The following is a 24,795-nucleotide window of genomic DNA, read 5'->3' as shown; positions in this document are numbered from 1 at the left end:
CTAGAGAACGGCGATCGCCCGGTCGGTGGGTGCAACCGGGGCAGGCAGGATCGTTGTTCCCATCAGGAATTTGTCCACAGCCGCCGCACAGGCACGGCCCTCGGCGATGGCCCACACAATGAGCGACTGTCCGCGGCCGGCGTCACCGGCAACGAACACACCCTCGGTGTTGGTCATGTAGTAGCCGTCACGCGCCACGTTGCCGCGGCCGTCGAATTCAGCGTGGACCTGCTCCGTGATGCCGGCAGGCTCCGCGCCGGTGAAGCCCAGGGACAGGAACACCAGGTCCGCGGGAATGATCCGCTCGGTGCCGGCCTTGGGGAGGCGCTTGCCGTCCACGAATTCCGTCTCGGCAACCTTCACACCGGTGAGCTGGCCGTTTTCGCCGACGAACTCCACGGTGGAGGCGAGGTACGTACGCTCGCCGCCTTCTTCGTGCGCACTCGCCACCTCAAAGAGCGTGGGGAAGGTGGGCCAAGGCTGGTTCGGCATGCGCTCCACGGACGGCTGCTTGCCAATGGCGAGCGTGGTCACGGAGGCAGCACCGTGGCGGTGGGCGGTACCGAGGCAGTCAGCACCGGTGTCGCCGCCGCCCAGGATCACAACATGCTTGCCCTTGGCGTGGATCTGGTTTTCCACCTGCTCCCCCGCAACCACACGGTTGGCCGGAACAAGGTAATCCATGGCGTAGTGCACGCCCTGCAGCTCGCGGCCCGGGATGGGAAGGTCTCGCGGAACGGTGGCGCCAGTGGCAACAACCACAGCGTCGTACCGGCGGCGCAGCTGCTCCCAGGTCACGTCAGTGCCTACAGCCACTCCGGTCCGGAAGCGGGTGCCTTCGGCCTTCATCTGCTCAAGACGGCGGTCCACCTGCTCCTTTTCCATCTTGAAGTCGGGGATGCCGTAGCGCAGGAGCCCGCCGATCTTGTCGTCGCGTTCATAGACGGCGACGGTGTGTCCCACGCGGGTCAACTGCTGGGCCACGGCCAAGCCTGCCGGTCCGGAACCCACGACGGCGACCGTCTTGCCGGTGAGGCGGTGGGGCGGCAGCGGGTTGACCCAGCCGTTGTCGAAGGCTTCATCGATGATGGAGACCTCAACCTGTTTGATGGTCACCGCGGGCTGGTTGATGCCCAGCACGCAGGATGCCTCGCAGGGAGCAGGGCACAGGCGGCCGGTGAATTCGGGGAAGTTGTTGGTGGCATGCAGCCGCTCAATCGCTTCCTCACCCTTGTCCCGCCAGACCAGGTCGTTCCACTCGGGAATCAGGTTGCCCAGAGGGCAGCCCTGGTGGCAGAACGGCACACCGCAGTCCATGCAGCGGCCGGCCTGGCTTTTCAGGACACCCTTTTCCTGGGCCTCGTAAACTTCCTTCCAGTCCATGATGCGGACGGGAACGGGACGGCGCGGCTGGGTTTCACGCTGACGTACTTTCAGAAATCCGCGTGGATCAGCCACCGGTCACCTCCAGGATTCGAGACCATACTTCTTCGCCATCGGGGTCAAGGCCCTCTTCGATCGCGTCAAGACGGGTTTGCAATACGGCCGCGTAGTCGCGCGGCAGGACTTTGGTAATGCGGGCAGCGGTGTCGTCGAAGTTTTCGAGCAGACGTGCCGCGTGCTGGGACTCGGTCTCCTCGACGTGCTTGACCAGCAGGCCGTGCACAATGTCGCGGTCTTCGGCATCCAGCTCGCGGAGCTGCAGTTCGCCGGACTCCAGCGCCTGCTTGTTCACGCGGGTGGTGCGCAGGTCCAGCACATAGGCCGTACCGCCGGACATGCCCGCGCCGAAGTTACGGCCCGTCCGTCCGATGATCAGCGTCTGGCCGCCGGTCATGTACTCGCAGCCGTGGTCGCCGATGCCTTCGACAACCGCCGTCGCACCGGAGTTGCGGACCAGGAAGCGTTCGCCCACCTGGCCCCGCAGGAACATCTCGCCGCTGGTGGCACCGTAACCGATCACGTTACCGGCGATTACGTTGCTCTCGGCCTGGAACACGTTGGTGCGGTCCGGGCGGACGATGATCCGGCCGCCGGAGAGGCCCTTGCCCACGTAGTCGTTGGAGTCGCCGTACATGCGCAGCGTGATGCCGGCGGGCAGGAAGGCGCCCAGCGACTGGCCCGCGGTGCCGGTCAGGGTGATGTCGATCGTGTCGGTCGCCAGCACATCCGTGCCGAACGTCTTGGTCACGACGTGGCCCAGCATGGTGCCCACGGAACGGTCCGTGTTGATGACGTTCACGGCGATCTTCACCGGGCTGCGGTCGGTCAGCGCCTCGGCGGCCATGGTAATGAGCCGCTGGTCGAAGTGCTTGTCCAGCTCGTGATTCTGGCCGGTGAGGTTGCGCAGCGGCGCGTCATCGTCGAACTCGAGTCCGTGCAGGATCGGGTCCAGGTCCAGCCCTTCGGCCTTCCAGTGGTTGATCGCTTCGCGGGTATCCAGCATTTCGGCGTGGCCGATGGCCTCTTCGATGCTGCGGAAGCCGAGCTCGGAAAGGATTTCGCGAACCTCTTCAGCCAGGAACTCGAAGAAGTTGACCACGAACTCGGGCTTGCCGTTGAACCTGGAGCGCAGCTCGGGGTTCTGGGTTGCGACTCCAACGGGGCAGGTGTCCAGGTGGCAGACGCGCATCATGATGCAGCCCGAGACCACCAGCGGTGCCGTGGCGAAGCCGAATTCCTCGCCGCCGAGCAGCGCGGCGATTACCACGTCGCGGCCGGTCTTAAGCTGGCCGTCCACCTGGACCACCACGCGGTCGCGCAGGCCGTTGAGCATCAGGGTCTGCTGGGTCTCTGCGAGGCCCAGTTCCCACGGAACACCGGCGTGCTTCAGCGAGTTCAGAGGCGAGGCGCCGGTACCGCCGTCGTGGCCGGAAACCAGTACGACGTCGGCCTTCGCCTTCGTGACGCCGGCGGCAACCGTGCCGATGCCCACCTCGGAAACGAGCTTGACGTGCACCCGGGCCGAAGGGTTGGCACGCTTCGCGTCATAAATGAGCTGGGCGAGGTCCTCGATCGAGTAGATGTCGTGGTGCGGGGGCGGGGAGATGAGTCCGACTCCGGGGGTCGAGTGGCGCGTGCGGGCAACCCAGGGGTACACCTTCTGCGCCATCAGCTGGCCGCCTTCGCCGGGCTTCGCGCCCTGCGCCATCTTGATCTGGATGTCGTCAGCGTTGGTCAGGTACAGGCTCGTGACGCCGAAGCGTCCGGAGGCGATCTGCTTGACGGCCGAGCGGCGCTCGGGGTCCAGCAGGCGGTCCACGTCCTCGCCGCCTTCACCGGTGTTGGACTTGGCGCCCAGCCGGTTCATGGCGATGGCCAGGGTCTCGTGTGCTTCCTTCGAGATGGACCCGTAGCTCATGGCGCCAGTGGAGAAGCGCTTGACGATGCTGGAGACGGGCTCAACTTCCTCAAGCGGCACCGCGGGGCGTGCGCCGGACTTGAACTTCAGCAGGCCGCGGAGGGTCATGAGGTTCTCGGACTGGTCGTCCACGCCACGGGTGTAGGCCTTGAAGATGTCGTAGCGGCGTTCACGCGTGGCGTGCTGCAGCCGGAAGACAGTCTCCGGGTTGAACAGGTGCGGCTCGCCGTCGCGGCGCCACTGGTATTCGCCGCCGCCGAGCAGCGGGCGGTGCGGCTGTTCGATGCCGTTTTCCGGGTAGGCCATCTGGTGCCGGGCGGAAACTTCCGCGGCAATGACGTCCAGGCCCACACCGCCGAGCTGGGAGTGCGTGCCGGCGAAGAATTCGTCCACGAGTTCCTGGCCGAGGCCGAGTGCTTCGAACGTCTGCGCGCCGGTGTAGGACGCCACCGTGGAGATGCCCATCTTGGACATGATCTTCAGGACGCCCTTGCCGAGGCCCTTGATCAGGTTGTAGACGCCGTCCTGGGCAGTTACGCCCACAACGTCGCCGGTACTGATGAGCTGTTCCACGGATTCCATGGCCAGGTACGGGTTGACGGCGGAGGCGCCGTAGCCGATCAGGACGGCGACGTGGTGCGTTTCGCGGACGTCGCCGGCCTCGACCACCAGGGCGGTCTTGGTGCGGTTGGCGCTGCGCAGCAGGTGGTGGTGCACAGCGCTGACAAGCAGCAGCGACGGGATGGGCGCCCACTGGGCGTTCGAGTCACGGTCCGAGAGCACCACGTACTGCACGCCGCGGTTGATGGCGCCGGAGACCTGTTCGCAGATTTCCGTCAGGCGGGCACGCAGGGCGTTTTCGCCGCCTTCGGGGCGGTACAGGCCGCGGACCTTCATGGCGATCCTGTCGCCGTCCGGGCTTTCGATGTTTGCGATCTTGGCGAGCTGGTCGTTGTTGATCACCGGGAACGGCAGCGAAACCTGCGGCTGCCGGACCTGCTTGGTGTCCAGCAGGTTGCCGTTGGGGCCGATGGCACACATCAGGGACGTGACCAGCTCTTCGCGGATGGCGTCCAGAGGCGGGTTGGTCACCTGGGCGAAGGACTGCACAAAGTAGTCGAAGAGGAGCCGGGGGCGCTTGGACAGCACGGCCACCGGGGTATCGGAACCCATGGCGCCGAGGGGCTCGGCGCCGGTGCGGGCCATCGGGCCCAGCAGGATTTTCAGTTCCTCGGTGGTGTAGCCGAAGGTCCGCTGGCGGATGTTGACCGACGCGGCGGTGTGCACCACGTGCTCGCGTTCCGGCAGGTCGTCGAGGTCGATCAGGTTGTCCTTGACCCACTCCGCCCACGGGTTGGCGGCGGCAACTTCTGCCTTGACCTCTTCATCGTCGATGATGCGGCCGGCTTCCGTGTCCACCAGGAACATCTTGCCCGGCGAGACGCGGCCCTTTTTGACCACCTTGGAAGGTTCGACGTCGATGACGCCCACCTCGGAGGCGAAGACCACCAGGCCGTCCTCGGTGATCCAGTACCGTCCCGGGCGCAGGCCGTTGCGGTCGAGCGTCGCGCCCACCAAGCTGCCGTCGGTGAAGGACACGGCGGCCGGGCCATCCCACGGTTCCATCAGCAGGGAGTGGTACTCGTAGAAAGCCTTGCGGGCCGGATCCATCGTGGCGTGGTTTTCCCAGGCCTCGGGGATCATCATCATGATCGAGTGCGTGATGGGGCGCCCGGACAGCCATAGCAACTCGGCAACCTCGTCGAAGGAGGCCGAGTCGGAAGCGCCCGGGGTGCAGATGGGGTACAGCTCCTCGGGGGAATCCCCCAGCAGCGGGTTGGCCAGCTGTGACTGGCGGGCGCGCATCCAGTTCCGGTTGCCCTTGACGGTGTTGATTTCACCGTTGTGGGCGATGGTGCGGAAGGGCTGGGCCAGCGGCCAGGACGGGAACGTGTTGGTGGAGAAGCGCGAGTGGACAATCGCGAGCTTGGTCTTGAAGCGCTTGTCCGAGAGGTCCGGGTAGAACGGCTCCAGCTGGGCTGTGGTGAGCATGCCCTTGTAGACGATGGTCCGGGAGGACAGCGACGGGAAGTACACGCCGAATTTGTTCTGGGCACGCTTGCGGATGCGCCAGGCCCGGGAATCGAGTTCGTTGCGCTCCAGCACTTCCCCGGTGCTGGAGGCAAAAAACGGCTGCGAGAAGTACGGCATGCAGGCACGCGCCATGGCACCGACGAGATCGGCCACCACGGGGACTTCGCGCCAGCCGAGGACGGTGAGCCCCTCGTCGGCGGCCAGGCCCTCGATGCCGGCCTTGGCGGCATCGGCTTCGCGCTGCTCGGCCGGGAGGAACGCGGTACCCACGACGTACTGTCCGGGCGCAGGAAGCTCAAACTCTGCCACGGCGCGGAAGAACTCGTCCGGGACCTGCATCAGCAGCCCGGCGCCGTCGCCCGTTCCTTCGTCGGCGCCCACGGCACCACGGTGCTCGAGGTTGCGCAGGGCAGTCAGGGCGGCATCAACGATGTCATAGCCGGGCTCACCCCGGAGCGTGGCAATGATGGCGAGGCCGCAGGCGTCCTTCTCGCGCTCCGGGTTATACAGTCCGGCCGCTTCCGGAAGGGCCGCGAACCGCTTGAACGGCGACATGGCGGCATCCGGCCGGGTCGGCTCGGACCAACTGGGGCTGTGAAGAGTTTGGGTCATGGGAGACGTCCTTCCTCCTGATCGTGCGTATGGAAGGGACAACGTTGGCCCCACTCGCAATGCCGGTGTGATGGGCACAACAAAGTGTTAGTTACTGGAAATTGTAGGTCAGCCCGGCCTGCTGAACTAACAGTTACGCAGGCCCCTGACCCGGGCTTGACCCGTCAACAGCTCTGTGCTGACGGGAACGGGGCCCTGGTGCCACGACGCTGTGGGAACGGGCGCTGCGAGCGGTAGCCCTGCTGCCCGGTTTGCCGGCGCTGACTACTTGGTGCCGTCAGTGTCCGGCGCGGTTCCGGAGTCCTGGTGACCGGGGTTTCCTTCGGCCGGCGAGCCCTTGGCGGGCTTAGTGCCGACAGACGAATCCGTCACCGCTTCAGTTGGGGCGGAAGTGTGCCCCGGACCGCTTTGGTTATCTGGGAGATTATCACGGGACCCACTATCTGAGACACTCTTGTCCGAATGCCGGATGGTTTTGCCGTGCGCCGGAACGGCTGCCAATTCGGCATCGTCGCCATTGCCGGCGTCCGTGTCGACGGCATTGTCCGCCGGAATATGACCGTCCAGGTACGGGGTATCCGGCTCATCGCGTTTGCGGAGACCGAGTACTACGAACACGATCAGGGCCGCCAGGAAGACGACGATGCTGGTCCAGACATTCAGCCGGGTAGTGATGCCGAACAGGTTGATCTGTTCCGCGTCGTCGATCCGCATGGCTTCGATCCAGACACGGCCCAGCGTGTAGTACATGGCATATAGCCAGAACAGCCGGCTGCGGCGGAAGCTGAACTTCCGGTCCAGTGCCAGCAGGATCACCACGCCGGCGATGTTCCACAGGGATTCGTAAAGGAACGTCGGGTGGAACAGCGTATCGGCCGGCATTCCCGCCGGGAAGTTCGGGTTGGCGGCGTCGATCTGCAGGCCCCAGGGCAGCGTGGTGGGGCCGCCGAAGAGTTCCTGGTTGAAGTAGTTGCCCCAGCGGCCAACGGCCTGGGCCAGGAGCAGACCCGGAGCTGCTGCATCCAGGAATGCCGTGAGCTTGACGCCGGCCCGGCGGCAGCCGATCCAGGCGCCCACTGCCCCGAGGAGCACAGCACCCCAGATCCCTAAGCCGCCGCGCTGAATCTGCGGGATCAGGGAGAGGTCGCCTGTGCCGTCAAAGCCGGGGCCGAAGTAGGCGTCCGGGGACGAAAACACATGGTACAGGCGGCCGCCGATGATGCCGAACGGGATGGCCCAGATGGCGATGTCCCACAGGCTGCCCTCAGGCGTGCCGCGCTTATTCCAGCGAACGGAGGTCAGCCAGAGGCCAACGACGATTCCGGCCAGGATGCACAGGGCGTACGCGTGGATGCGCAGCGACCCCCACGGCAGCGGGATGTCGAACCCGGACCAGTCCGGGCTCGGAATGCTGGCGGGGACCAAGGCCGCCGCCTGGAGGACAGTCTGCATCGTTTAGGCTTCTTCCCTGGTGAGGCCGGTGCTGAGGTCTTTCGTTAGCGCGGCCACGCCGTCCACGCCGTCGTCGCGGATGGCGGCGACAAGCGCCGTTCCCACGATGACACCCTCGGCGTAGGCCGCGATTTCCCGGACCTGGTCCGCGTTGGAAACGCCCAGTCCGACGCAGACGCGTTCGGCGCCCGCAGCGTGGGCGGCGGCAACAACGTCCTTGGCCGCGGTGCTGACGGAATCACGCGCGCCGGTGACGCCCATGATGGACACCGCGTAGACGAAGCCGCGACTGGCATCCACCGTGCGCTTCATGCGCTCCGGCGAGGAGGACGGGGCCACGAGGAACACGCGGTCCAGTCCGTACTTGTCCGAGGCGGCCATCCATTCGGCGGCCTCGTCCGGGATCAGGTCCGGAGTGATGAGTCCGGCTCCCCCGGCCTCGGCGAGGCGGCGCGAGAACTCGTCCACACCCATCCGCAGGACGGGGTTCCAGTAGGTCATGACCAGGACGGCGGCGTTGGTCTTGCTGGTGATGCCGGCTACGACGTCGAAGACCTGGCGGACATGGAAGCCCTTCGCGAGGGCCTCGGTGGTGGCTGCCTGGATGACCTGCCCGTCCATAACGGGGTCTGAGTACGGGATCCCGATCTCGATCAGGTCGGCGCCGTTCTCGGCCAGCGCGATGCCGGCCGCTATGGTCTGCTCCACGCTGGGGTAGCCGGCGGGCAGGTAGCCGATGAGGGCTGCGCGGCCTTCGGCGCGTGCCTTGTCAATGGCGGCCGCCGATTTGCTGGTGCTGGTGATGTCCTGGACGCCGTTCACAGCTGTTCCCCTTCTTTGCCGATCTCGGCCTCTGCGGAATTCTCGTCCAGCAGGTCGAACCATTCGGCGGCCGTGGCCACGTCCTTGTCGCCGCGGCCGGAGAGGTTCACGATCACGATCTTGTCGCCTGCCATTTCGCCTGCGGCGCTGGCTTCGGCAGCGAGGCGCTGGCCCACCTTGATGGCACCGGCCAGGGCATGGGCGGATTCGATGGCGGGGATGATGCCTTCGGTGCGGCACAGGAGCCGGAAGGCGTCCATGGCTTCGGTGTCGGTGATGGGCTCGTAGCTGACGCGGCCGATGTCCGCGAGGTAGGAGTGTTCCGGGCCGACGCCCGGATAGTCCAGGCCTGCCGAGATGGAGTGCGACTCGATAGTCTGCCCGTCGTCGTCCTGCATCAGGTAGGAGCGTGCGCCGTGCAGCACGCCCGGCTTGCCCAGCGTGATGGTGGCGGCGTGGCGTCCGGTGTCCACGCCGTCGCCGCCGGCCTCGAAGCCGTAGATCCGGACCGAGGGATCGTCGAGGAAACCGTGGAAGATGCCGATGGCGTTGGAACCACCGCCGATGCACGCGCAGACGGCGTCAGGCAGCCGGCCGGCCTGGTCAAGGATCTGGGCTCGGGCTTCCTCGCCGATGACCTCGTGGAAGTACCGCACCATGGCCGGGAACGGGTGGGCTCCGGCGGCCGTGCCAAGCAGGTAGTGTGTGTGGCCGACGTTCGCCACCCAGTCGCGGAGCGCCTCGTTGATGGCGTCCTTGAGGGTCTGCGATCCGCTGGTCACCGGAATGACCGTGGCTCCCAGGAGCTCCATGCGTGCCACGTTCAGCGCCTGGCGGCGGCAGTCCTCAGCACCCATGTACACCACGCATTCCAGGCCCAGCAGGGCCGCGGCAGTGGCGCTGGCAACACCGTGCTGGCCGGCGCCGGTCTCGGCGATCACGCGGGTCTTGCCCATGCGCTTGGCGAGAAGGGCCTGGCCCAGCACGTTGTTAATCTTGTGCGAACCTGTGTGGTTCAGGTCCTCACGCTTCAGGAAGATGCGGACTCCCCCGGCGTGCTCGGCGAAGCGCTTGGCCTCGGTGAGCAGGGACGGGCGGCCGGAGTAGTTCTTGTTCAGGTCCGCTATCTGGGCGACGAAGTCCGGGTCGGCCTTGGCCTTCTCGAAGGTGTCCTCCAGCTCGTCCAAAGCTGCGATGAGGGATTCGGGCATCCAGCGCCCGCCGTAGGAGCCGAAGTAGGGACCCGGCGCGTGGCGCAGGGACCGGTCTCCTTGAAGAAATGCGTCCGCGGTGCCCTCGTCAGAGCCCGCTGTTGGCGCGTCGACCATCGGTCTCACCATCCTGTTCCACTGTTCATAAGAAATATCGGGCGGCACCCGGCAGCAGCTGTCTGCGGCCGGGTGCCCCGGTCGTCAGACCCGTGCTGCGATGGCTTCCGCCCCGGCAGCGGTAAATTCGGCAATCCGCTCACGCGGGGTGGCGTCGCTCACGAGGGCTTCGCCCACCAGGATGGCGTTGGCGCCGTCCGCGGCGTAGTGGCGCACGTCGTCCACGCCGCGGACTCCGGATTCGGCCACTATGACTGCCTCGGACGGGATGCCGCCGGCGAGGGAGGCGAAGAGCGAGCGGTCGACATCGAGCGTCTTGAGGTTGCGGACGTTTACGCCGATGATCCGGGCGTCCGCCGCGACAGCGCGTTCGATCTCTTCGGCCGTGTGGGTCTCCACGAGGGCGTTCATGCCCAGCTCACGGGTGAGCTGGCTGAAGTCGCGCAGTTCCGCGTCGCTCAGCGAGGCCACGATCAGCAGGATCAGGTCCGCGCCGTGGGCGCGGGCTTCCCAGATCTGGTACTCGTCGACCGTGAAGTCCTTGCGGAGCAGCGGAAGGTCCACGGCCTTGCGGACGGCGTCGAGGTCGGCGAGGGACCCATTGAACCGGCGCTGTTCGGTGAGGACACTGATGACGGAAGCTCCGCCGTCGGCGTACTGCACGGCGAGGTCGGCCGGGTCCGTGATGCTTGCCAGATCGCCCTTGGAGGGGCTTCGCCGTTTGATTTCGGCGATCACCTTCAGCTCGTTGCGCACCGCGGAAATTCCGCCGAGGGCGGCCCAGGCGTCACGCGCCGGGGCGGCCGCTGCGGCACGTTCCTTCAGCTCAGCGAGGGAAACCAGGCGCTGGCGGGCCTCCATATCCTCCCTGACACCGGCATTGATGTCATCGAGAACAGTCACTGCTAGTGGCCGGAGTTCTTGAGCTTGCTGCCGTCCACGCCGTAGCCGGCCTTGCGCATGATCCAGCCGGCAATCAGGCCGATCACCATAACGACGGCACCGGCAATGAAGATGGGCGTGCTGGCGATGACGAAGGCGATGGACGCGATGAGTGCGCCGATCAGCATGACGATCACGCACGTCCAGGCTGCCGGGCTGTTGCCGTGGCCCAGGTCTGCGCTGTGGTCCACGCCAGTGTTGACGGTTTCGGCAGCAGCGGATTTGGATGCGGAAACAGTGGCTTTGCTCATGGAAATCTCCTCAGGATGAATACTGCTTACATTCTGCCATTTTTTGGCCGCGCCTTGGACATCGGCCTGCCCGCGGGCTACGTGGGATCGTCGCCCCGCGACAGCCTGTCCCAGCTGTCGATCTCATCTGCGGGGCCTTCCGGCGCACCCGGGGTGCCGGGGGCCGCGGCGTCGTACTTGGTCCTGGCCTTCCAGTGGCGTCCAGCCGGGATGATGAGCAGGGCGCCCAGCCCCAGCAGGATACCGGCCACGACGGCGAGGGCCGGGAAGGCCGAAACGCTCACCTGAACGCTGCTCCCCGTAATCCCGGTGGCGGCGGCGATGGAACCCTGGGCGGCGGCGAGCGGGTCCGTCATGACCGTGACGGCCGCGGTCACGATGCCTGCGGACGCCAGGACGATGATCGCAGTGATGACCCAGCGGGCCATCCGGCCGGCGATCGAGGCAGCCAGGCCGCCAGCCAGCGCCACGAGGGCGAGGGCGGTGACAGTGGTGGCCGCCTTGCTGCCCTGCACCTGGAGGCCGTCCTGGCTGTTGACCGCCTGGCCAAGCTGGGCGGGGTCCAGGTGGACGGTGAGCCAGGTCTGGGTCGTGGTGCCGAAGGCGGCCAGGGCCATGGCCGCAATGAGCAGGACCAGCGTGGACTTCCGTGCCCACGCCGGTGTTCCTGTTCGCTTAGTGGCCGGCCGGCTCGCTTTTTCCTGCATGACCGCCATCAGCTGCCTGAGCTTTGGCTGGCCGGGGCGCCGGCGCCACCGCCGGTGGCATCTCCCGGCTCCGGAACGGAGTCGGCAGTGATGTTGTGCAGCGAACCGGCCGTGTGGACGGCGCGCAGCGGCGCGGCAGCCTTATTGACGGTTTCCAGGGCTTCCGTCGGGTTGACCGAGTCGGCCACAATGCCGCCGCCGGCCTGGACATAGGCCCGGCCTTCGCGCAGCAGCGCCGAACGGATGGCGATGGCCATGTCCATGTCACCGGCGAAGTCCAGGTACCCCACCACGCCGCCGTAGATTCCGCGGCGGTGGGGCTCAAGCTCGTCGAGGAGCCGCAGTGCGCGGGGCTTCGGAGCCCCGGAGAGCGTACCGGCCGGGAACGTGGCTTTGAGGACGTCGTACGCCTTGGCGGCGGGGGCGAGCTTGCCTACCACCGTTGAAACCAGGTGCATTATGTGGCTGAACCGCTCCACTTCCATGAATTGCGTGACGTCCACCGTGCCGGCGACGCACACCTTGGAGAGGTCGTTGCGGGAGAGGTCCACCAGCATGAGGTGCTCGGCGCGCTCCTTCTGGTCGGCCAGCAGCTCCTCGGCCAAGGCCTTGTCCGCCTCCACGGTCTTGCCGCGCGGGCGGGAGCCGGCGATGGGGTGCGTGATGACTTCCTCGCCCGTGACCGTCACGAGGGCTTCCGGGGAGGAGCCCACGATGGAGTACTGCCGGCCGGCGGCGTCTTCGAGGCTGAAGATGTACATGTACGGGCTGGGATTCGTGTTGCGCAGCACACGGTAGACGTCCAGCGGGTCGGCCCCGCATTCCATTTCGAAGCGCCGTGAAATGACCACCTGGAACACTTCACCGTCCACGATCGCTTCCTTGCCGCGGTCCAGCGCTGCGAGATAGTCGGGCTCGTTCCAGCGCTCCTGGACGCTGGAGGCAAAGTCCAGCGCGGCAGGCTCCAGGACCGAAATCGGCTGTTCAACAGGCGTGCTGACCCTGGCGAGGAGCGCCTTGACCCGCGCCACGGCGTCGTGCCAGGCCTCGTCGACCCGCTCGGAGCTGTTGTCGAAGTTGATGGCGTTGGCGATCAGCAGGACGGTGCCGTCCATGTTGTCGTGCACTGCCATGTCGGTGACCAGGTTCAGGGCCAGTTCGGGCAGCTGAAGGTCGTCTTCGGGCGGGCTGGTGAGCTTCTCCCAGTGCCGGACTGTCTCCCAGCCGAGGAATCCCACCAGGCCGGATGTGAAGGGCGGCAGGCCGTCGAATCGGTCGGTCCGGAGGGCCTCCACGGTGTCCCTGATGGCATCCACGGGGTTGCCGTCGACGGGCACGCCCGCAGGCGGCTGGCCCAGCCAGTACGCCTGGCCGTCCTTCGTGGTCAGGGTGGCGCGCGATTTGGCGCCGATGAAGGAATAGCGGGACCACGCCCCGCCCACTGCAGCGGATTCCATCAGGAACGTGCCGGGCTGGCCGTTGGCCAGCTTCCGGTACAGCCCGATGGGCGTCTCGGCGTCGGCCAGTACCTTGAGCCGGACGGGGATGACGCGGCTGTGGCTGGCGAGTTCCCGGAATTCTTCGAGGCCCGGGCTGATGATTCCAAGGTCCTGCATGGCTATGGTGATCCGCCTGTTCTTGAGTGGTGCCTGAATCGTGTGGGGTGGGTGTCCGGCGTCTTCCGCCGGCACCTGCCAAGGGATGTGCTAGCCGGCGTTGCCGGAAACCACGGAAAGCCCGCGGCCGTCGAAGCACGTCCGGGTGCCCGTGTGGCAGGCCGCGCCCACTTGGTCGACGCGGACAAGCAGGGCGTCGCCGTCGCAGTCCAGTGCAACGGACTTGACCCATTGCACGTGGCCGGAGGTGTCGCCCTTGCGCCAGTATTCCTGGCGGGAGCGGGAGTAGAACGTCACACGCCCTGTGGTCATGGTGCGCCGCAGCGCTTCGTCGTCCATCCAGCCCAACATAAGCACCTCATTGGTGTCGAACTGCTGCACGACGGCGGCAACCAGCCCGGCGCTGTCACGCTTGAGCGCCGCCGCCACCTCGGCAGGAAGCACTCTGCCATCCTGTGCGGCAGCAGGCGCCGAAATCGGCCCGGCATCGGGTGCCGCAACGGGCGCCGAAACGGGTACTGGGGCGGGGGCAGGCTGCTCAGACATCAGACCAAGTCTAGTGCCTCACGGCAGTGTGACGATCAGCTCGATATTCGCAGCGGGTCCACTGCGCAACACGAGGCCTCTCGTGCTAGTTTCACAAGTGATGCATTTCGTCGATCCGTCCCGAGAAGTCCTGGCCGAAACCCTGTTGGCGGCCGGTCCTGACTCCCCCACGCTTTGCCGCGGCTGGCGTACCCGCGACCTCGCCGCGCACCTTTACCTGCGCGAACGCAAGGCCGGTGTGGGCCTTGGCCTGATCATCAAGAGCCTGGCCAAAGCCTCCGACGAGGCCACCGCGAAGCTGGCCGCCAAACTCAAGACCCCGGAGGACTACACCCGGCTGGTCAATACCTTCCGCGGCGGTCCGCCGGCACTGTCGCCGCTGAGGATCAGGGCCCTGGCCGAGAGCTCCAACCTGATCGAGTATTTCGTGCACACCGAGGACGTGCGCCGTGCCGTGGACCGCTGGGCGCCGCGGGCCCTGGACGAGGAGTATTCAGACGCCCTGTGGGACGAACTCGTCAAGCGTGCTGCCATCCTGTACCGCGGCGTGGACCTGGGCATTGTCCTGGTGCGACCGTCGGGTCCCCGCCATGTCGCCAAGCGCGCTCCCGTGTCGGTGGCCATTGTGGGCGAGCCGGGCGAGCTGCTGATGCACGCCCATGGCCGGACCCGCCATGCCCTGGTTACCTTCGAAGGCCAGCCTGACGCCGTCGCGCTTCTGCAGTCAGCCGAAGTCGGGCTCTAAAACCCTCCCCTATTAAGCCTACTAAGGGGAAACGCACTTTAACGGGAAACGCGGAGCCACCTGGCGCCATCCGGTCAAAGGATGATGCGCAGGTGGCCCCGCGTTTTTAGTTAACGGCTAGCGCACTTCGAAACCCGCTTCGCGGATGGCGGTCTTAACCTGCGAAATCATGTCGACCGGCCCGAAGTGGAAGATCGACGCCGCCAGTACAGCGTCCGCCCCGGCTGCGACGGCGGGCGGGAAGTGTTCGGGCTTGCCGGCACCGCCGGACGCGATGATGGGCACCTTGACGGCGGCACGCACCAGGCGGATCAGCTCGAGGTCGAAGCCGTCCTTGGTGCCGTCGGCGTCAATGGAGTTCAGCAGGATTTCGCCGACGCCCCGGTCCGCGGCTTCCCGTGCCCAGGCGATGGCGTCGATCCCGGTCCCCTGCCGGCCGCCGTGAGTGGTCACTTCAAAACCCGACGCCGTGGGCTCGGATCCGGGGCGGGTGCGCCGGGCATCCAGGGAGAGCACCAGCACCTGCGATCCGAAGTGCCGGGTGATTTCGTCGATGACGTCGGGCCGGGCGACGGCCGCCGTGTTGATGGAGGCCTTGTCCGCCCCGCAGCGCAGGAGCTTGTCCACCTCGGACACGCCCCGGACACCACCCCCGACAGTCAGCGGGATGAAGACTTCCTCGGCGGTGCGGCGGACGACGTCGAAGGTGGTCTCACGATTGCCCGACGACGCGGTCACATCCAGGAACGTCAGTTCGTCGGCCCCGCCGTTGTCGTACCGGTGAGCCAGCTCAACGGGGTCGCCGGCGTCCCTGAGGCCTTCGAAGTTGATGCCCTTGACCACGCGGCCGGCATCAACGTCCAGGCACGGAATGACGCGCACTGCTACAGCCATGATTACTCCTGAAGGTTCGCTGGAGGGAGATTCGGGAAGGCCTCTGGATAGGGGCCCGGCTCAGATCCGGCAGGCGTGGATGCTGCTGACCAGGATGGCGCGGGCACCGAGGTCGTAGAGCTCGTCCATGATCCGGTTGGTTTCCTTCTTGGGGACCATGGAACGCACGGCAACCCAGTCCGAATCGCGCAGCGGGGAGACCGTGGGTGATTCCAGTCCGGGGGTCAGCGCGGCGGCCTGCTCCACGAGTTCCTTGCGGATGTCGTAGTCCATCAGGACATACTGCCGGGCCACCAGCACGCCCTGCAGGCGGCGGATCAGCACTTCGATCTCCTTGGCCGTGCCGTTCGCGGCACCGCCCTGGCCGGTGCGGCGGATCAGCACGGCCTCCGATTTGAGGATCGGTTCACCGAAGATTTCCATCCCGGCGGCCTTGAGCGTGTTGCCGGTTTCGACGACGTCGGCAATCGCATCCGCGACGCCGAGCCGCACCGATGACTCGACGGCACCGTCCAGCCGGACAACTTTGGCGTTGACGCCGCGTTCGGCGAGGAAGCCGCGCAGGAGGCCGTCGTAGCTGGTGGCCAGGCGTTTGCCTTCGAGCTGTTCAACCGTGGAGAAATCGCCCACGGGGCCGGCGAAGCGGAACGTTGAGGCGGCGAAACCCAGCGGCAGCAGCTCTTCCGCTTCCACCTCGGCGTCCAGCAGCAGGTCGCGGCCGGTGATCCCGACGTCGAGCGTTCCCCGGCCGACGTAGACGGCGATGTCACGCGGGCGGAGGAAGAAGAATTCAATGTCGTTGTCAGGATCCACCATGACCAGCTCGCGGGTATCGCGGCGCTGGCGGTAGCCGGCTTCGGACAGCATGGCCGAAGCCGCTTCGGACAGGGATCCCTTATTGGGGACGGCAACTCGCAGCATGGGGGTCTTTCTGGGTTAGGAAGTTTTGGTTACAGGCAATCGGCCACGCAGCGCATGGCTACAGATGCTTGTAGACGTCTTCCAGGGTGAGTCCTTTGGCGAGCATCAGAACCTGCAGGTGGTACAGGAGCTGGGAGATCTCCTCGGCTGCCGCTTCATCGGATTCGTACTCGGCAGCCATCCACACTTCGGCGGCTTCCTCCACGACCTTCTTGCCGATGCCGTGGACTCCGGACTCCAATTCTGCGACGGTGCGGGAGCCTGCCGGGCGGGTGGCTGCCTTCTCACTCAGTTCTGCGAACAGCGTCTCGAAATTCTTCACGCCCTCCAGCCTACTTGCTCCGGGCCTGACCCCGCCTCTCGGGCCGTTCCATGACGGCGTGGATGTGAGGCAAGACACTGCAACCAACAGCAACACAGGACCGGAGCAAGCAAGGGGTCCCTTAGCTGTACTGCTTCAGGGTCACGGCGGTGGCAAGAGCTGCGGTAACGGCCTCGTGGCCCTTGTCCTCCGAGGAACCGGGCAGGCCGGCGCGGTCCAGGCCCTGCTGTTCGGTATCGCACGTGAGGACGCCGAAGCCAACTGGCACGCCGGTGTTGACGCTGACGTCCGTCAGGCCCATTGTGGCCGCCTCACAGACGTATTCGAAGTGCGGGGTTCCGCCGCGGATTACGACGCCGAGCGCCACGACGGCGTCGAAGTGCTTGGCAAGCCGGGCAGCGGCCACGGGGAGCTCGAAGCTGCCCGGAACCCGCAGCACGGTGGGTTCGCTGATGCCGGCGTCCTTCGCGGCGCGGAGGGCGCCGTCCAGCAGCCCGTCCATGATTTGGGTGTGCCAGCTGGCAGCCACGATGGCCAGCTTCAGCTGTGACGTCTCCTCCGGGTTGAGGGTTGTGAGGTCAATCTCCGGTGCGCCGTGTCCACTCATCTAATGTCTCCTGGTTCGTTTCTTTTGGTCAGGCTTGTCAGTACTGACTTAGTCTTGTTCGTGCTGGAAGGGACCCTGGCCGGGCGACGGCAGCGCCGTCACCGGTTCCGCCGCCTGGGTATCCAGGACGAGCCGGTGGTCCATCCGGTCCTTTTTGGTCTGCAGGTAGCGGATGTTCTGTTCGCGCGAGGGAACCTCGGTGGGAATCATTTCCACTACCGTGACACCGGCGTCCGCCAGCCGGTTCTGCTTGTCCGGGTTGTTGCTCAGCAGGCGGACTTCATGAAGTCCCAGCTCGGCCAGGATCTGGGCCGCGGCCTTGTAGCAGCGCGCATCAACCGGCAGGCCCAGCTGCTCGTTGGCTTCCACGGTGTCGAAGCCGGCTTCCTGCAGGGCATAGGCCTTGATCTTGTTGGCCAGGCCGATGCCGCGGCCTTCCTGTCCGCGCAGGTACAGCAGGGTGCCGCCTTCCTCGCTGATCTTCTCGAGGGCGTAGGCCAGCTGTTCGCCGCAATCGCAGCGGTAGGAGCCAAAGACGTCTCCGGTCAGGCATTCCGAGTGCAGTCGCACCAGCGGGGCCTTGCCGTGCACAGGCGGAAGAGGTGAACTGACCGCGAGGTGCTCGGCGCCGGTGACCAGGTCCGTCCACGCCTGCGCCACGAAGTCCCCGAATTCGCTGGGCAGCTGGACAATGGGCCCGCCGCTCACAGGGTGCGTCCCGCGGCCGGCCCTTACGTCGTTTCGTGCCTCTGAAGCCGTCATCGTATCTCCTCTTTCCCTGCCGGGACCGTTGCCTGCCCGCCGGGCTGCGCTGCTTCAAGGTAGGCCACCAGGTCTTCGATTGAGATCAGGGGGCAACCGTGTTCTGCAGCAAAGCCGCGAAGACCGTCCAGTCGCATCATCTCTCCGTTGTCGTACACAACCTCCGCGATCACGCCCACAGGTTCCAATCCGGCCAGCCGGCACAGGTCCACGGCCGCTTCGGTGTGGCCCGGACGTTCACGCACTCCACCGTTAACGGCCCGAAGCGGGAAAACATGCCCGGGGCGGGTGATCGATCCCGGACGGCTCCCGGGGTCCGCCAGCACGCGGGCCGTGAGGGCCCGGTCCGTTGCGGAGATTCCGGTGCTGACTCCGACGGCGGCATCGCAGGACACCGTGTACGCGGTGCCCTTGGAGTCCTCGTTGACTTCAACCATCGGCGGCAGCAGCAGGGCGTCGGCCCGGGCGCCGTCGAGCGGCACGCAGATCACCCCGGAGCTGTACCGGACCGTCCAGCCCATCAGGGCGGGGGTGGCATGCTGGGCGGCGAAAATGATGTCGCCCTCGTTTTCGCGGTCCTCGTTGTCCACCACCAGGACCGGAAGGCCGGCAGCCATTGCGCGGACGGCGTCTTCGATCCGGTCAAGGCCGGTCCTGGCCCCAGCCGGGAGTCCTTCGGCATGCACGTCGGGAGTGTGCAGTTCGGGAGCGCGCAGTTCCGGAGTGTGGACTTCGGGGGTGTGCTTGAGCTGGTTCACTTCGCGTCCCCCAGTCCGGCTGTGGCAGTGCCGGTGGCGGCGCCGCCGGCGAAGGCGAGCAGGCGTTCGGTGTACTTCGCCAGCACGTCAACTTCCAGGTTGACCTTGCTGCCGGTGCTCTTGGCCCCCAGTCCGGTGTCGGCCAGCGTGGTGGGAATGAGGCCCACCTCGAACCACGGCGCGGATTCCGAGGCGTCGCTGACCGCGGTGACCGTGAGGGAGACGCCGTCGACGGCGATGGAGCCCTTCTCGGCGATGTACCTCGCCAGCCGCACGGGAACCGCGAACCGCAGCCGGTCCCAGTTGCCCAGCGCCTCGCGTTCGAGCAGTTCCCCGACTCCGTCCACGTGTCCTTGGACAACGTGGCCGTCCAGGCGTCCGCCGGCCGGAACGCAGCGTTCCAGGTTCACGGAATCGCCGGCGTCGAGCTCGCCGATGGTGCTCCGCACCAGGGTCTCGCCCATGACGTCAACGCTGAAGTCCTTGCCGTCAATCGCTGTGGCGGTCAGGCACACTCCGTTGACGGCGATCGAACCGCCGAGGGTGAGTCCTTCAGTGCTTCCGGGCGCATGCAAACGCACAGTGGCGCTGACGTCGCCGTTGCGTTCAACGGACAGCACCCTGCCCTGTTCGGCAATAATTCCGGTAAACATCAGTGGCCTCCTGTGGCTGTGCCCGCGCCATTGCGGTGCGGTAAGGATTCGGGTGGGTGGATTTCGGATGAAGACAGTTCGGTACCGGCGTCGGCGTGCCGGCCGGCGGGTTCGGTGTGCCCGGGGAAGAGGTGAAGCCTGAGGTCCCTGCCGAGCGTTTGCACGGCTCCCCCGGACGCCTGATCCCATTCCCAGGCCTGGGCCTCCGTCAGGGTGGTGATGCCAAGGTCGCCAAGCGCCGGAGTGCCGGAACCCAGCAGGGTGGGCGCCAGGTAGACGATCAGCTCGTCCACGAGGCCGGCCGCGAGGAACGCGCTAAGGATCCGCGATCCGCCTTCCACCATGACGTGCCGGACGCCGGCGGCGAAGAGCTGCTCCAGGGCTTCGCGCGGGTCGCGGGTGGGCAGGTGGAGGACCCGGCCGTCGTCCCCATGAATGGCAGCCTCCGCGGGAATCCCGCGCAGGCCCATGACCGCCCGCAGTGGTTGGCTGCCTGCCGTCTCGCCTGAAGGATCCCGGGCCGTGAGCCGCGGATTATCCACCAGGAGCGTTTGCGTGCCCACCAGGATGGCGTCCACCCGGCCGCGGAGTCCGTGGTTGTCCGCGAGGGATTCCGGGCTGGAGATCCACTGGCTGGTGCCGTCCGCTGCTGCGATGCGGCTGTCCAGGGTCTGGGCGATGTGGAGCGTGACGAACGGGCGTTTGGCCAGGACGGCTTCAAACCACCTTTGGTTCAGCTCGAATGCCGCCCGCGCGGACAGCCCCGACTTCACGCCGACGCCCGCGGCGCGGAGCGTTGCGGCTCCTCCGGCGGCGGGGTCGTGGGGATCGTCCACGGCGTAGACCACGGACGCGATTCCGGCGTCGATGATTGCCTGGGCGCACGGCCCGGTCCGGCCGCAGTGGTTGCAGGGTTCCAAAGTGACCACCATGGTGGACCCCGCAAGGTCGATGCCTTTCATGGCGGCCTGCGCAATGGCGTCAGCCTCCGCGTGGGCCGTCCCGGCGCCGCGGTGGTATCCGGTCACGAGCTGCCGGCCGTCGGGTCCGATGATGACAGCCCCCACCAGCGGGTTAGCCCCTCGGGGACCCTGCAGCGCCGCATCGAGCGCGGCCTCCATGGCATCGATCTCGGTGGCGCTGAACATGCCTGTTGTCTGCGGCGTCAAAGCGTTCGTCGTTCCTTCCCTCGAGAACCGATTTGGCTCCGGGGGTATACGACAGCGCAAATACCGCACCGCCCAAGGGGCGCTGCAGTAACAGCTGTACGTGCTTCTCTCATCCAGACTTTAACTGTCGGTACCGGAATTTCACCGGTTCAACCGTCCGCCGGACCAGTTCCTGGAAAGGACCTGTGCCGGCTCGCGGGTCGCGGACTGTCACCGCCGGTTCGGACTTACACCGACCCCGGAGCACGTAATGTGTGTTGTTATTCTGTCACAACTGAGTGACTGGTCCTGCTATTCCCGTCAGACGCCGTCATGATTCCGAGACAGCGCCCGCTCCGGCTGAAAGCGGGCGCGATCCGGCTGCCCTGAGTCGGTCGATCGCTGCTGCGGGATCGTCCGCACCGTACACGGCGGAGCCTGCAACGAAAACGTTGGCTCCAGCCTCGGCGGCCCGGACAATGGTCTCCTCGGTGATGCCGCCGTCAACCTGGAGGGCCACCCCGGTGCCCGATCCGTCGATGGCTGCCCGCGCACGCCTGATTTTGGGGAGCGTCAGGTCAAGGAACGACTGGCCGCCAAAACCCGGTTCCACGGTCATGATCAGCAACAGGTCCAGTTCCGACAGCATGTCCAGGTAGGGCTCCACCGGGGTGCCCGGGCGCAGGGCCATGCCGGCCTTCGCCCCCCGTGCCCGCAGTTCCCGCGCCAGTTTGATCGGCGCGATGGAGGCTTCGACGTGGAACGTCACGGAGGCGAGGCCGGCGTCGGCGTAGGCGGGCGCCCAACGGTCGGCGTCGGCGATCATCAGGTGCGCGTCAAGCGGCACCGGGCTGACCGCCTGTATGCGCTGGACCACCGGCAGGCCGAGGGTCAGGTTCGGCACAAAGTGGTTGTCCATGACGTCTACGTGGACCGCGTCAGCATTGCTGATTCTGCGCAGCTCGGCCTCGAGGTTGACGAAGTCGGCGGAGAGGATGCTGGGGTTGATGCAGCACTGAGCCATGTCGGCTCCTTTCACTGAAGGCGGAGGGATCAGGTGGGCGGAGGATCAGGGTTTCTTGTGGATGAGGGCGAGGAACATGGCGTCCGTCCGGTGCACATGCGGCCACAGCTGGGCCGTCAGTTCATGCCCGGCGTCGAGGTGGCCCGGCAGGCTCACTTTGTCCAGGGCGGCGCCGGCATCGAGCAGTTCAAGGTCGTCTCGCTTGCGCAGCGCATCGGTGACGACGGCGGTGGTCTCGGCGGGGTGGGGCGAACAGGTCACGTAGGCCACCACGCCTCCCGGCCGGACGGCGTCGAGCGCTGATTTGAGCAGTTCGCGCTGCAGCGGGCCAAGGTCCGCGAGGTCCTTGGGAGTGCGCCGCCACCTCGACTCGGGCCGGCGCCGCAGGGCACCGAGTCCGCTGCAGGGGACGTCCACCAGCACGCGGTCGAAGCTCTCCGCCATTTCAGTGCCCACCTCGCGGCCGTCTCCTGTCCGGACATGCCAGACCTCGTGCGGTACTGCGGCGAGCGCCTGCCGCACCAGCTTGGCGCGGTGCGGTGCGGGCTCGTTGGCCAGCAGGGTGGCGCCGTTCTCCCGGGCCAGGGCGCCCAGCAGCGCTGCCTTGCCGCCCGGTCCGGCGCAAAGGTCCAGCCATTTTTCGCCGGCCTTGCCGGCGGGCTGACCGCCAACGGCGTCCAGGTCCACGGCGGCCATCGCCCGGGCGACGAGCTGGGAGCCGACGTCCTGCACCCTGGTGCTGCCCTCGCGCACCGACGCCAGCCGGCCAAGGTCACCTCCGCTGGAGAGAGCCGAGCCTTCGACGAGCTCACCGGGCGTGGCTCCGCCTTCCAGCGCTTCATCAAGGCTGCCTAAGCCGGGCAGGGCGACGAGGTTCACCACCGGGACGGCGTTGTCCGCCTCGAGGAGTTCATTGATCTCTGAAACCGGGCGGCCGTGTGCCACCAGCGATTGCCGCAGCGCCCGGACAATCCACTCCGGGTGGGCGTATCGGATGGAGGAGATCCGGGTTTCGTCTGTCTCGTCACTGAGGAGGAGCTCCAGCCACTCCTCAAGGGTGCGGGCAGAGACTTTGCGGAGCACGGCGTTAATCAGCGCGGACGGCCCGGCGCCAATGACTGCGCGGGCCAGTCCCACGGTCTGGTCCAGTGCGGCGTGGGCGGGGACACGCATCGCGAGCAGCTGGTGGGCGCCGATCCGCAGGGCGTCCAGGACAGCGGGGTCCAGCTGGTCCAGCGGCCGGTCAACACAGCGGGCCAGTACTGCGTCATAGGTGCCCTGGCCCCTCAGGGCACCATATGCCAGCTCGGTGGCGAACCCTGCGTCCCGCTTGTCCAGTCCGTGGTGGCGGATACGGGCCGGCAGCACAAGGTTTGCGTACGCGTCCTCCGCTGCCACGGCGCGCAGAACTTCGAAAGCCACCAGCCGGGCCGGATCTGCCCGCCGCGTGCGCTGGGAGGGGGCGCTCTCGGTAAAGTTCCGCTTCGGGCCGCGGTTACGCTCCCGGCCCTGGGCGTTCCGCTGGCTTACGCCGCGGCCGCGCTGGGGACTGTTGCCGCGGCCGTTGCCGCCCGTTCCGGACTCACTCATTCGAATTCCACACCTTCCAGTGCACCTTGTCCGCGCGCCCAATCAGCCGCGGCCATCATCTTTTTGCCCGAGGGCTGTATCCGTGTGAGCTCCACAGGGTGGGATCCCGTGCCTACCAGCACACTCTTCCCGTTCAGCAGGACCTGTCCGGGCAGCAACGCCGGAACGTCCGGCCGGAGCGCAACGGGTTCGAGTTTGACCCGCTGTCCGTCCAGGGTGGTCCACGCGCCGGGTTCGGGCGTGACGCCGCGTGCCCGGCGTCCGATGGCCAGGGCCGGCTGGCGCCAGTCGATGCGGCCGTCGTCGATCCCAAGCTTTGGCGCCAGGGACACTTCGCCTTCCTGCGGAACGGCGTTTGCCCGTCCGGATTCTATTGCCGAGAGCGTCTGCGCAAGCAGGACGGCACCGCTGTGGGACAGCCGTTCCAGGAGTTCACCCGAGCTGTCATCCGGGCGGACGGCCTCGGTGAGGGTGCCGAAGACGGGGCCGGTGTCCAGCCCTTCTTCGAGGAGGAACGTTACGGCCCCGGTGATGTCATCTCCTGCGATGACGGCGCGCTGCACCGGCGCGGCACCCCGCCAGGCGGGCAGCAGCGAGAAGTGTAGATTGATCCAGCCGTGCCGGGGAATATCCAGGGCGGGGCGCGGAATCAGTCCGCCGTAGGCCACGATCGCTGCGACATCCGGCGCGATGGCGGCGATGCGTGCCGTGACCTCAGCGTCCACCTTCGCGGCATGGATCACTTCAATGCCCAGTTCAGCGGCACGGGCGGCAACGGGCGACGGCGTCAGCACGCGTTTGCGTCCGATCGGCGCATCCGGACGGGTCAGGACAGCGACGACCTCAAAGCCGGCCTGCACCAGGGCGTCGAGGGACGGGACCGCGACTGCCGGCGTTCCGGCGAAGAGTACCCTCACTCGCCGGCGCCGAAACTGCCGCCGCCGAAGCTTCCGCCACCGAAACTGGATCCCACGGTCTTCGCCCGCTTGGACGTCGTCTGTTCCGTAATGGCGTCGTAGTTGGCATTTCGGATGGACCGCAGGGCGGCCTTGCGGTCATCGCCTTCCAGCCGGTCCGTGAAGAGGATGCCGTCGAGGTGGTCTGTCTCATGCTGGAAGCAGCGGGCCAGCATGCCTTCGCCGTCCACGGTGACGGGGTTTCCGTGCAGGTCCACTCCGGTGACGCGGGTGGCCCTGCGCCGGCGGACGGGGAAACCGAGGCCCGGGATGGACAGGCAGCCTTCCACCTCGTCGGACTGGAAGTCCTCGCTGTTTTCCAGGACGGGGTTGATGATGTGGCCCTCCACGCCGCCGATGCGGTAGGTGAAGACCCGCTTACTGACTCCAACCTGGGGCGCGGCCAGGCCTGCGCCGTCAACGTCCTCCATGGTCTCGGTCATGTCGGCAACAAGTTTTGCAAGTTCCGGCCCGAATTCCGTCACGGGATCGGCAACTGTGCGCAGCACAGGATCGCCGATGATGCGGATATTCAATATGGCCATGTGCAATCTGTCCTTACGGTGGCTGTACGGGATGGGCTGTACGGGAACCAGTCCAGTTTAGTTGCCCGCTGCCCGGACCGGGACCCGGTATCCCAGGTGAACCGGCACTCCCCGGACACGGCGCTTCGCGGGGGTGCCG

At 66.7% G+C, this 24,795-nt stretch carries 23 protein-coding genes and 1 riboswitch; of the genes, 1 reads left to right on the top strand and 22 read right to left on the bottom strand.

What is annotated here, in order from left to right; translation table 11 throughout:
- From FCN77_RS09450 to hisI, 10 genes are all read right to left on the bottom strand, one after another.
- On the bottom strand, positions 1-1,458 hold the full coding sequence (locus FCN77_RS09450; protein ID WP_137322070.1) for a glutamate synthase subunit beta: 1,458 nt from the start codon (positions 1,456-1,458) through the stop codon (positions 1-3).
- Positions 1,451-6,067: a glutamate synthase large subunit gene (gene gltB / locus FCN77_RS09445; RefSeq protein ID WP_137322069.1), complete on the bottom strand. Its 4,617-nt coding sequence runs from the start codon at positions 6,065-6,067 to the stop codon at positions 1,451-1,453. Before gltB ends, FCN77_RS09450 begins: the two co-directional genes overlap by 8 nt.
- A 264-nt stretch (positions 6,068-6,331) precedes the next feature.
- Entirely contained in the window at positions 6,332-7,519 is a 1,188-nt protein-coding gene (gene lgt, locus FCN77_RS09440) for a prolipoprotein diacylglyceryl transferase (protein ID WP_137322068.1), read from the bottom strand.
- Positions 7,520-7,522: 3 nt separating this feature from the next.
- Positions 7,523-8,341: a tryptophan synthase subunit alpha gene (gene trpA, locus FCN77_RS09435; RefSeq protein WP_175417190.1), complete on the bottom strand. Its 819-nt coding sequence runs from the start codon at positions 8,339-8,341 to the stop codon at positions 7,523-7,525.
- Positions 8,338-9,669, bottom strand: a complete 1,332-nt coding sequence (trpB, locus tag FCN77_RS09430) for a tryptophan synthase subunit beta (RefSeq protein WP_137322067.1) — start codon at positions 9,667-9,669, stop codon at positions 8,338-8,340. The genes trpA and trpB overlap by 4 nt, the downstream gene beginning before the upstream one ends.
- Before the next feature lie 84 nt (positions 9,670-9,753).
- Positions 9,754-10,572 carry an indole-3-glycerol phosphate synthase TrpC gene (trpC, locus tag FCN77_RS09425; RefSeq protein ID WP_137322066.1) on the bottom strand — a complete coding sequence of 273 codons (819 nt, stop codon included), beginning with the start codon at positions 10,570-10,572 and terminating at the stop codon, positions 9,754-9,756.
- Between the two features lie 2 nt (positions 10,573-10,574).
- Positions 10,575-10,862 (bottom strand): HGxxPAAW family protein, encoded by a 288-nt coding sequence (locus FCN77_RS09420; protein WP_137322065.1) that lies wholly within the window; start codon positions 10,860-10,862, stop codon positions 10,575-10,577.
- 77 nt (positions 10,863-10,939) lie between these two features.
- The gene (locus FCN77_RS09415; RefSeq protein WP_137322064.1) at positions 10,940-11,569 is read right to left on the bottom strand and encodes a Trp biosynthesis-associated membrane protein; all 630 of its coding nucleotides are present in this window, start codon (positions 11,567-11,569) and stop codon (positions 10,940-10,942) included.
- A gap of 8 nt (positions 11,570-11,577) precedes the next feature.
- Positions 11,578-13,185: an anthranilate synthase component I gene (locus FCN77_RS09410; protein WP_137322063.1), complete on the bottom strand. Its 1,608-nt coding sequence runs from the start codon at positions 13,183-13,185 to the stop codon at positions 11,578-11,580.
- A 90-nt stretch (positions 13,186-13,275) separates the two neighbouring features.
- Positions 13,276-13,731 carry a phosphoribosyl-AMP cyclohydrolase gene (gene hisI, locus FCN77_RS09405; RefSeq protein ID WP_137322062.1) on the bottom strand — a complete coding sequence of 152 codons (456 nt, stop codon included), beginning with the start codon at positions 13,729-13,731 and terminating at the stop codon, positions 13,276-13,278.
- 100 nt (positions 13,732-13,831) lie between these two features.
- Here hisI and FCN77_RS09400 point away from each other — a divergent pair, with 100 nt between their 5' ends.
- The gene (locus tag FCN77_RS09400; RefSeq protein ID WP_137324713.1) at positions 13,832-14,476 is read left to right on the top strand and encodes a TIGR03085 family metal-binding protein; all 645 of its coding nucleotides are present in this window, start codon (positions 13,832-13,834) and stop codon (positions 14,474-14,476) included.
- Positions 14,477-14,593: 117 nt separating this feature from the next.
- Here FCN77_RS09400 and hisF read toward each other — a convergent pair whose 3' ends face one another.
- The 12 genes from hisF to def all read right to left on the bottom strand — a co-directional run bounded on the left by hisF (position 14,594) and on the right by def (position 24,656).
- Positions 14,594-15,370, bottom strand: coding sequence for an imidazole glycerol phosphate synthase subunit HisF (hisF, locus tag FCN77_RS09395; protein WP_137322061.1), 777 nt, complete (start codon positions 15,368-15,370; stop codon positions 14,594-14,596).
- Positions 15,371-15,430: 60 nt separating this feature from the next.
- Positions 15,431-16,291: an ATP phosphoribosyltransferase gene (gene hisG / locus FCN77_RS09390; protein WP_137322060.1), complete on the bottom strand. Its 861-nt coding sequence runs from the start codon at positions 16,289-16,291 to the stop codon at positions 15,431-15,433.
- A 58-nt stretch (positions 16,292-16,349) separates the two neighbouring features.
- Positions 16,350-16,613 (bottom strand): phosphoribosyl-ATP diphosphatase, encoded by a 264-nt coding sequence (locus FCN77_RS09385; RefSeq protein WP_028270786.1) that lies wholly within the window; start codon positions 16,611-16,613, stop codon positions 16,350-16,352.
- 121 nt (positions 16,614-16,734) lie between these two features.
- Positions 16,735-17,220: a 6,7-dimethyl-8-ribityllumazine synthase gene (ribH, locus tag FCN77_RS09380; RefSeq protein ID WP_137322059.1), complete on the bottom strand. Its 486-nt coding sequence runs from the start codon at positions 17,218-17,220 to the stop codon at positions 16,735-16,737.
- A gap of 48 nt (positions 17,221-17,268) precedes the next feature.
- On the bottom strand, positions 17,269-17,982 hold the full coding sequence (gene ribA, locus FCN77_RS09375) for a GTP cyclohydrolase II (RefSeq protein ID WP_137322058.1): 714 nt from the start codon (positions 17,980-17,982) through the stop codon (positions 17,269-17,271).
- Positions 17,979-18,683 carry a 3,4-dihydroxy-2-butanone-4-phosphate synthase gene (ribB, locus tag FCN77_RS09370; RefSeq protein ID WP_137324712.1) on the bottom strand — a complete coding sequence of 235 codons (705 nt, stop codon included), beginning with the start codon at positions 18,681-18,683 and terminating at the stop codon, positions 17,979-17,981. The genes ribA and ribB overlap by 4 nt, the downstream gene beginning before the upstream one ends.
- Positions 18,684-18,736: 53 nt before the next feature.
- Positions 18,737-19,393 carry a riboflavin synthase gene (locus FCN77_RS09365; RefSeq protein WP_137322057.1) on the bottom strand — a complete coding sequence of 219 codons (657 nt, stop codon included), beginning with the start codon at positions 19,391-19,393 and terminating at the stop codon, positions 18,737-18,739.
- Complete coding sequence (gene ribD / locus FCN77_RS09360) at positions 19,393-20,541, bottom strand: bifunctional diaminohydroxyphosphoribosylaminopyrimidine deaminase/5-amino-6-(5-phosphoribosylamino)uracil reductase RibD (RefSeq protein ID WP_137324711.1); 1,149 nt, start codon at positions 20,539-20,541, stop codon at positions 19,393-19,395. The genes FCN77_RS09365 and ribD overlap by 1 nt, the downstream gene beginning before the upstream one ends.
- Before the next feature lie 117 nt (positions 20,542-20,658).
- Positions 20,659-20,813: riboswitch (FMN riboswitch) on the bottom strand.
- A gap of 59 nt (positions 20,814-20,872) precedes the next feature.
- Complete coding sequence (gene rpe / locus FCN77_RS09355; RefSeq protein ID WP_137322056.1) at positions 20,873-21,565, bottom strand: ribulose-phosphate 3-epimerase; 693 nt, start codon at positions 21,563-21,565, stop codon at positions 20,873-20,875.
- 45 nt (positions 21,566-21,610) lie between these two features.
- On the bottom strand, positions 21,611-23,155 hold the full coding sequence (locus FCN77_RS09350; RefSeq protein ID WP_137322055.1) for an RsmB/NOP family class I SAM-dependent RNA methyltransferase: 1,545 nt from the start codon (positions 23,153-23,155) through the stop codon (positions 21,611-21,613).
- Positions 23,152-24,072 carry a methionyl-tRNA formyltransferase gene (gene fmt / locus FCN77_RS09345; RefSeq protein ID WP_137322054.1) on the bottom strand — a complete coding sequence of 307 codons (921 nt, stop codon included), beginning with the start codon at positions 24,070-24,072 and terminating at the stop codon, positions 23,152-23,154. Before fmt ends, FCN77_RS09350 begins: the two co-directional genes overlap by 4 nt.
- Positions 24,069-24,656, bottom strand: coding sequence for a peptide deformylase (gene def / locus FCN77_RS09340; protein WP_137322053.1), 588 nt, complete (start codon positions 24,654-24,656; stop codon positions 24,069-24,071). The genes fmt and def overlap by 4 nt, the downstream gene beginning before the upstream one ends.
- Positions 24,657-24,795 lie beyond the last annotated feature (139 nt).

The organism is Arthrobacter sp. 24S4-2 (assembly GCF_005280255.1).
Classification (GTDB): domain Bacteria; phylum Actinomycetota; class Actinomycetes; order Actinomycetales; family Micrococcaceae; genus Arthrobacter.
This window is presented reverse-complemented; position numbering and strand designations above follow the sequence as displayed.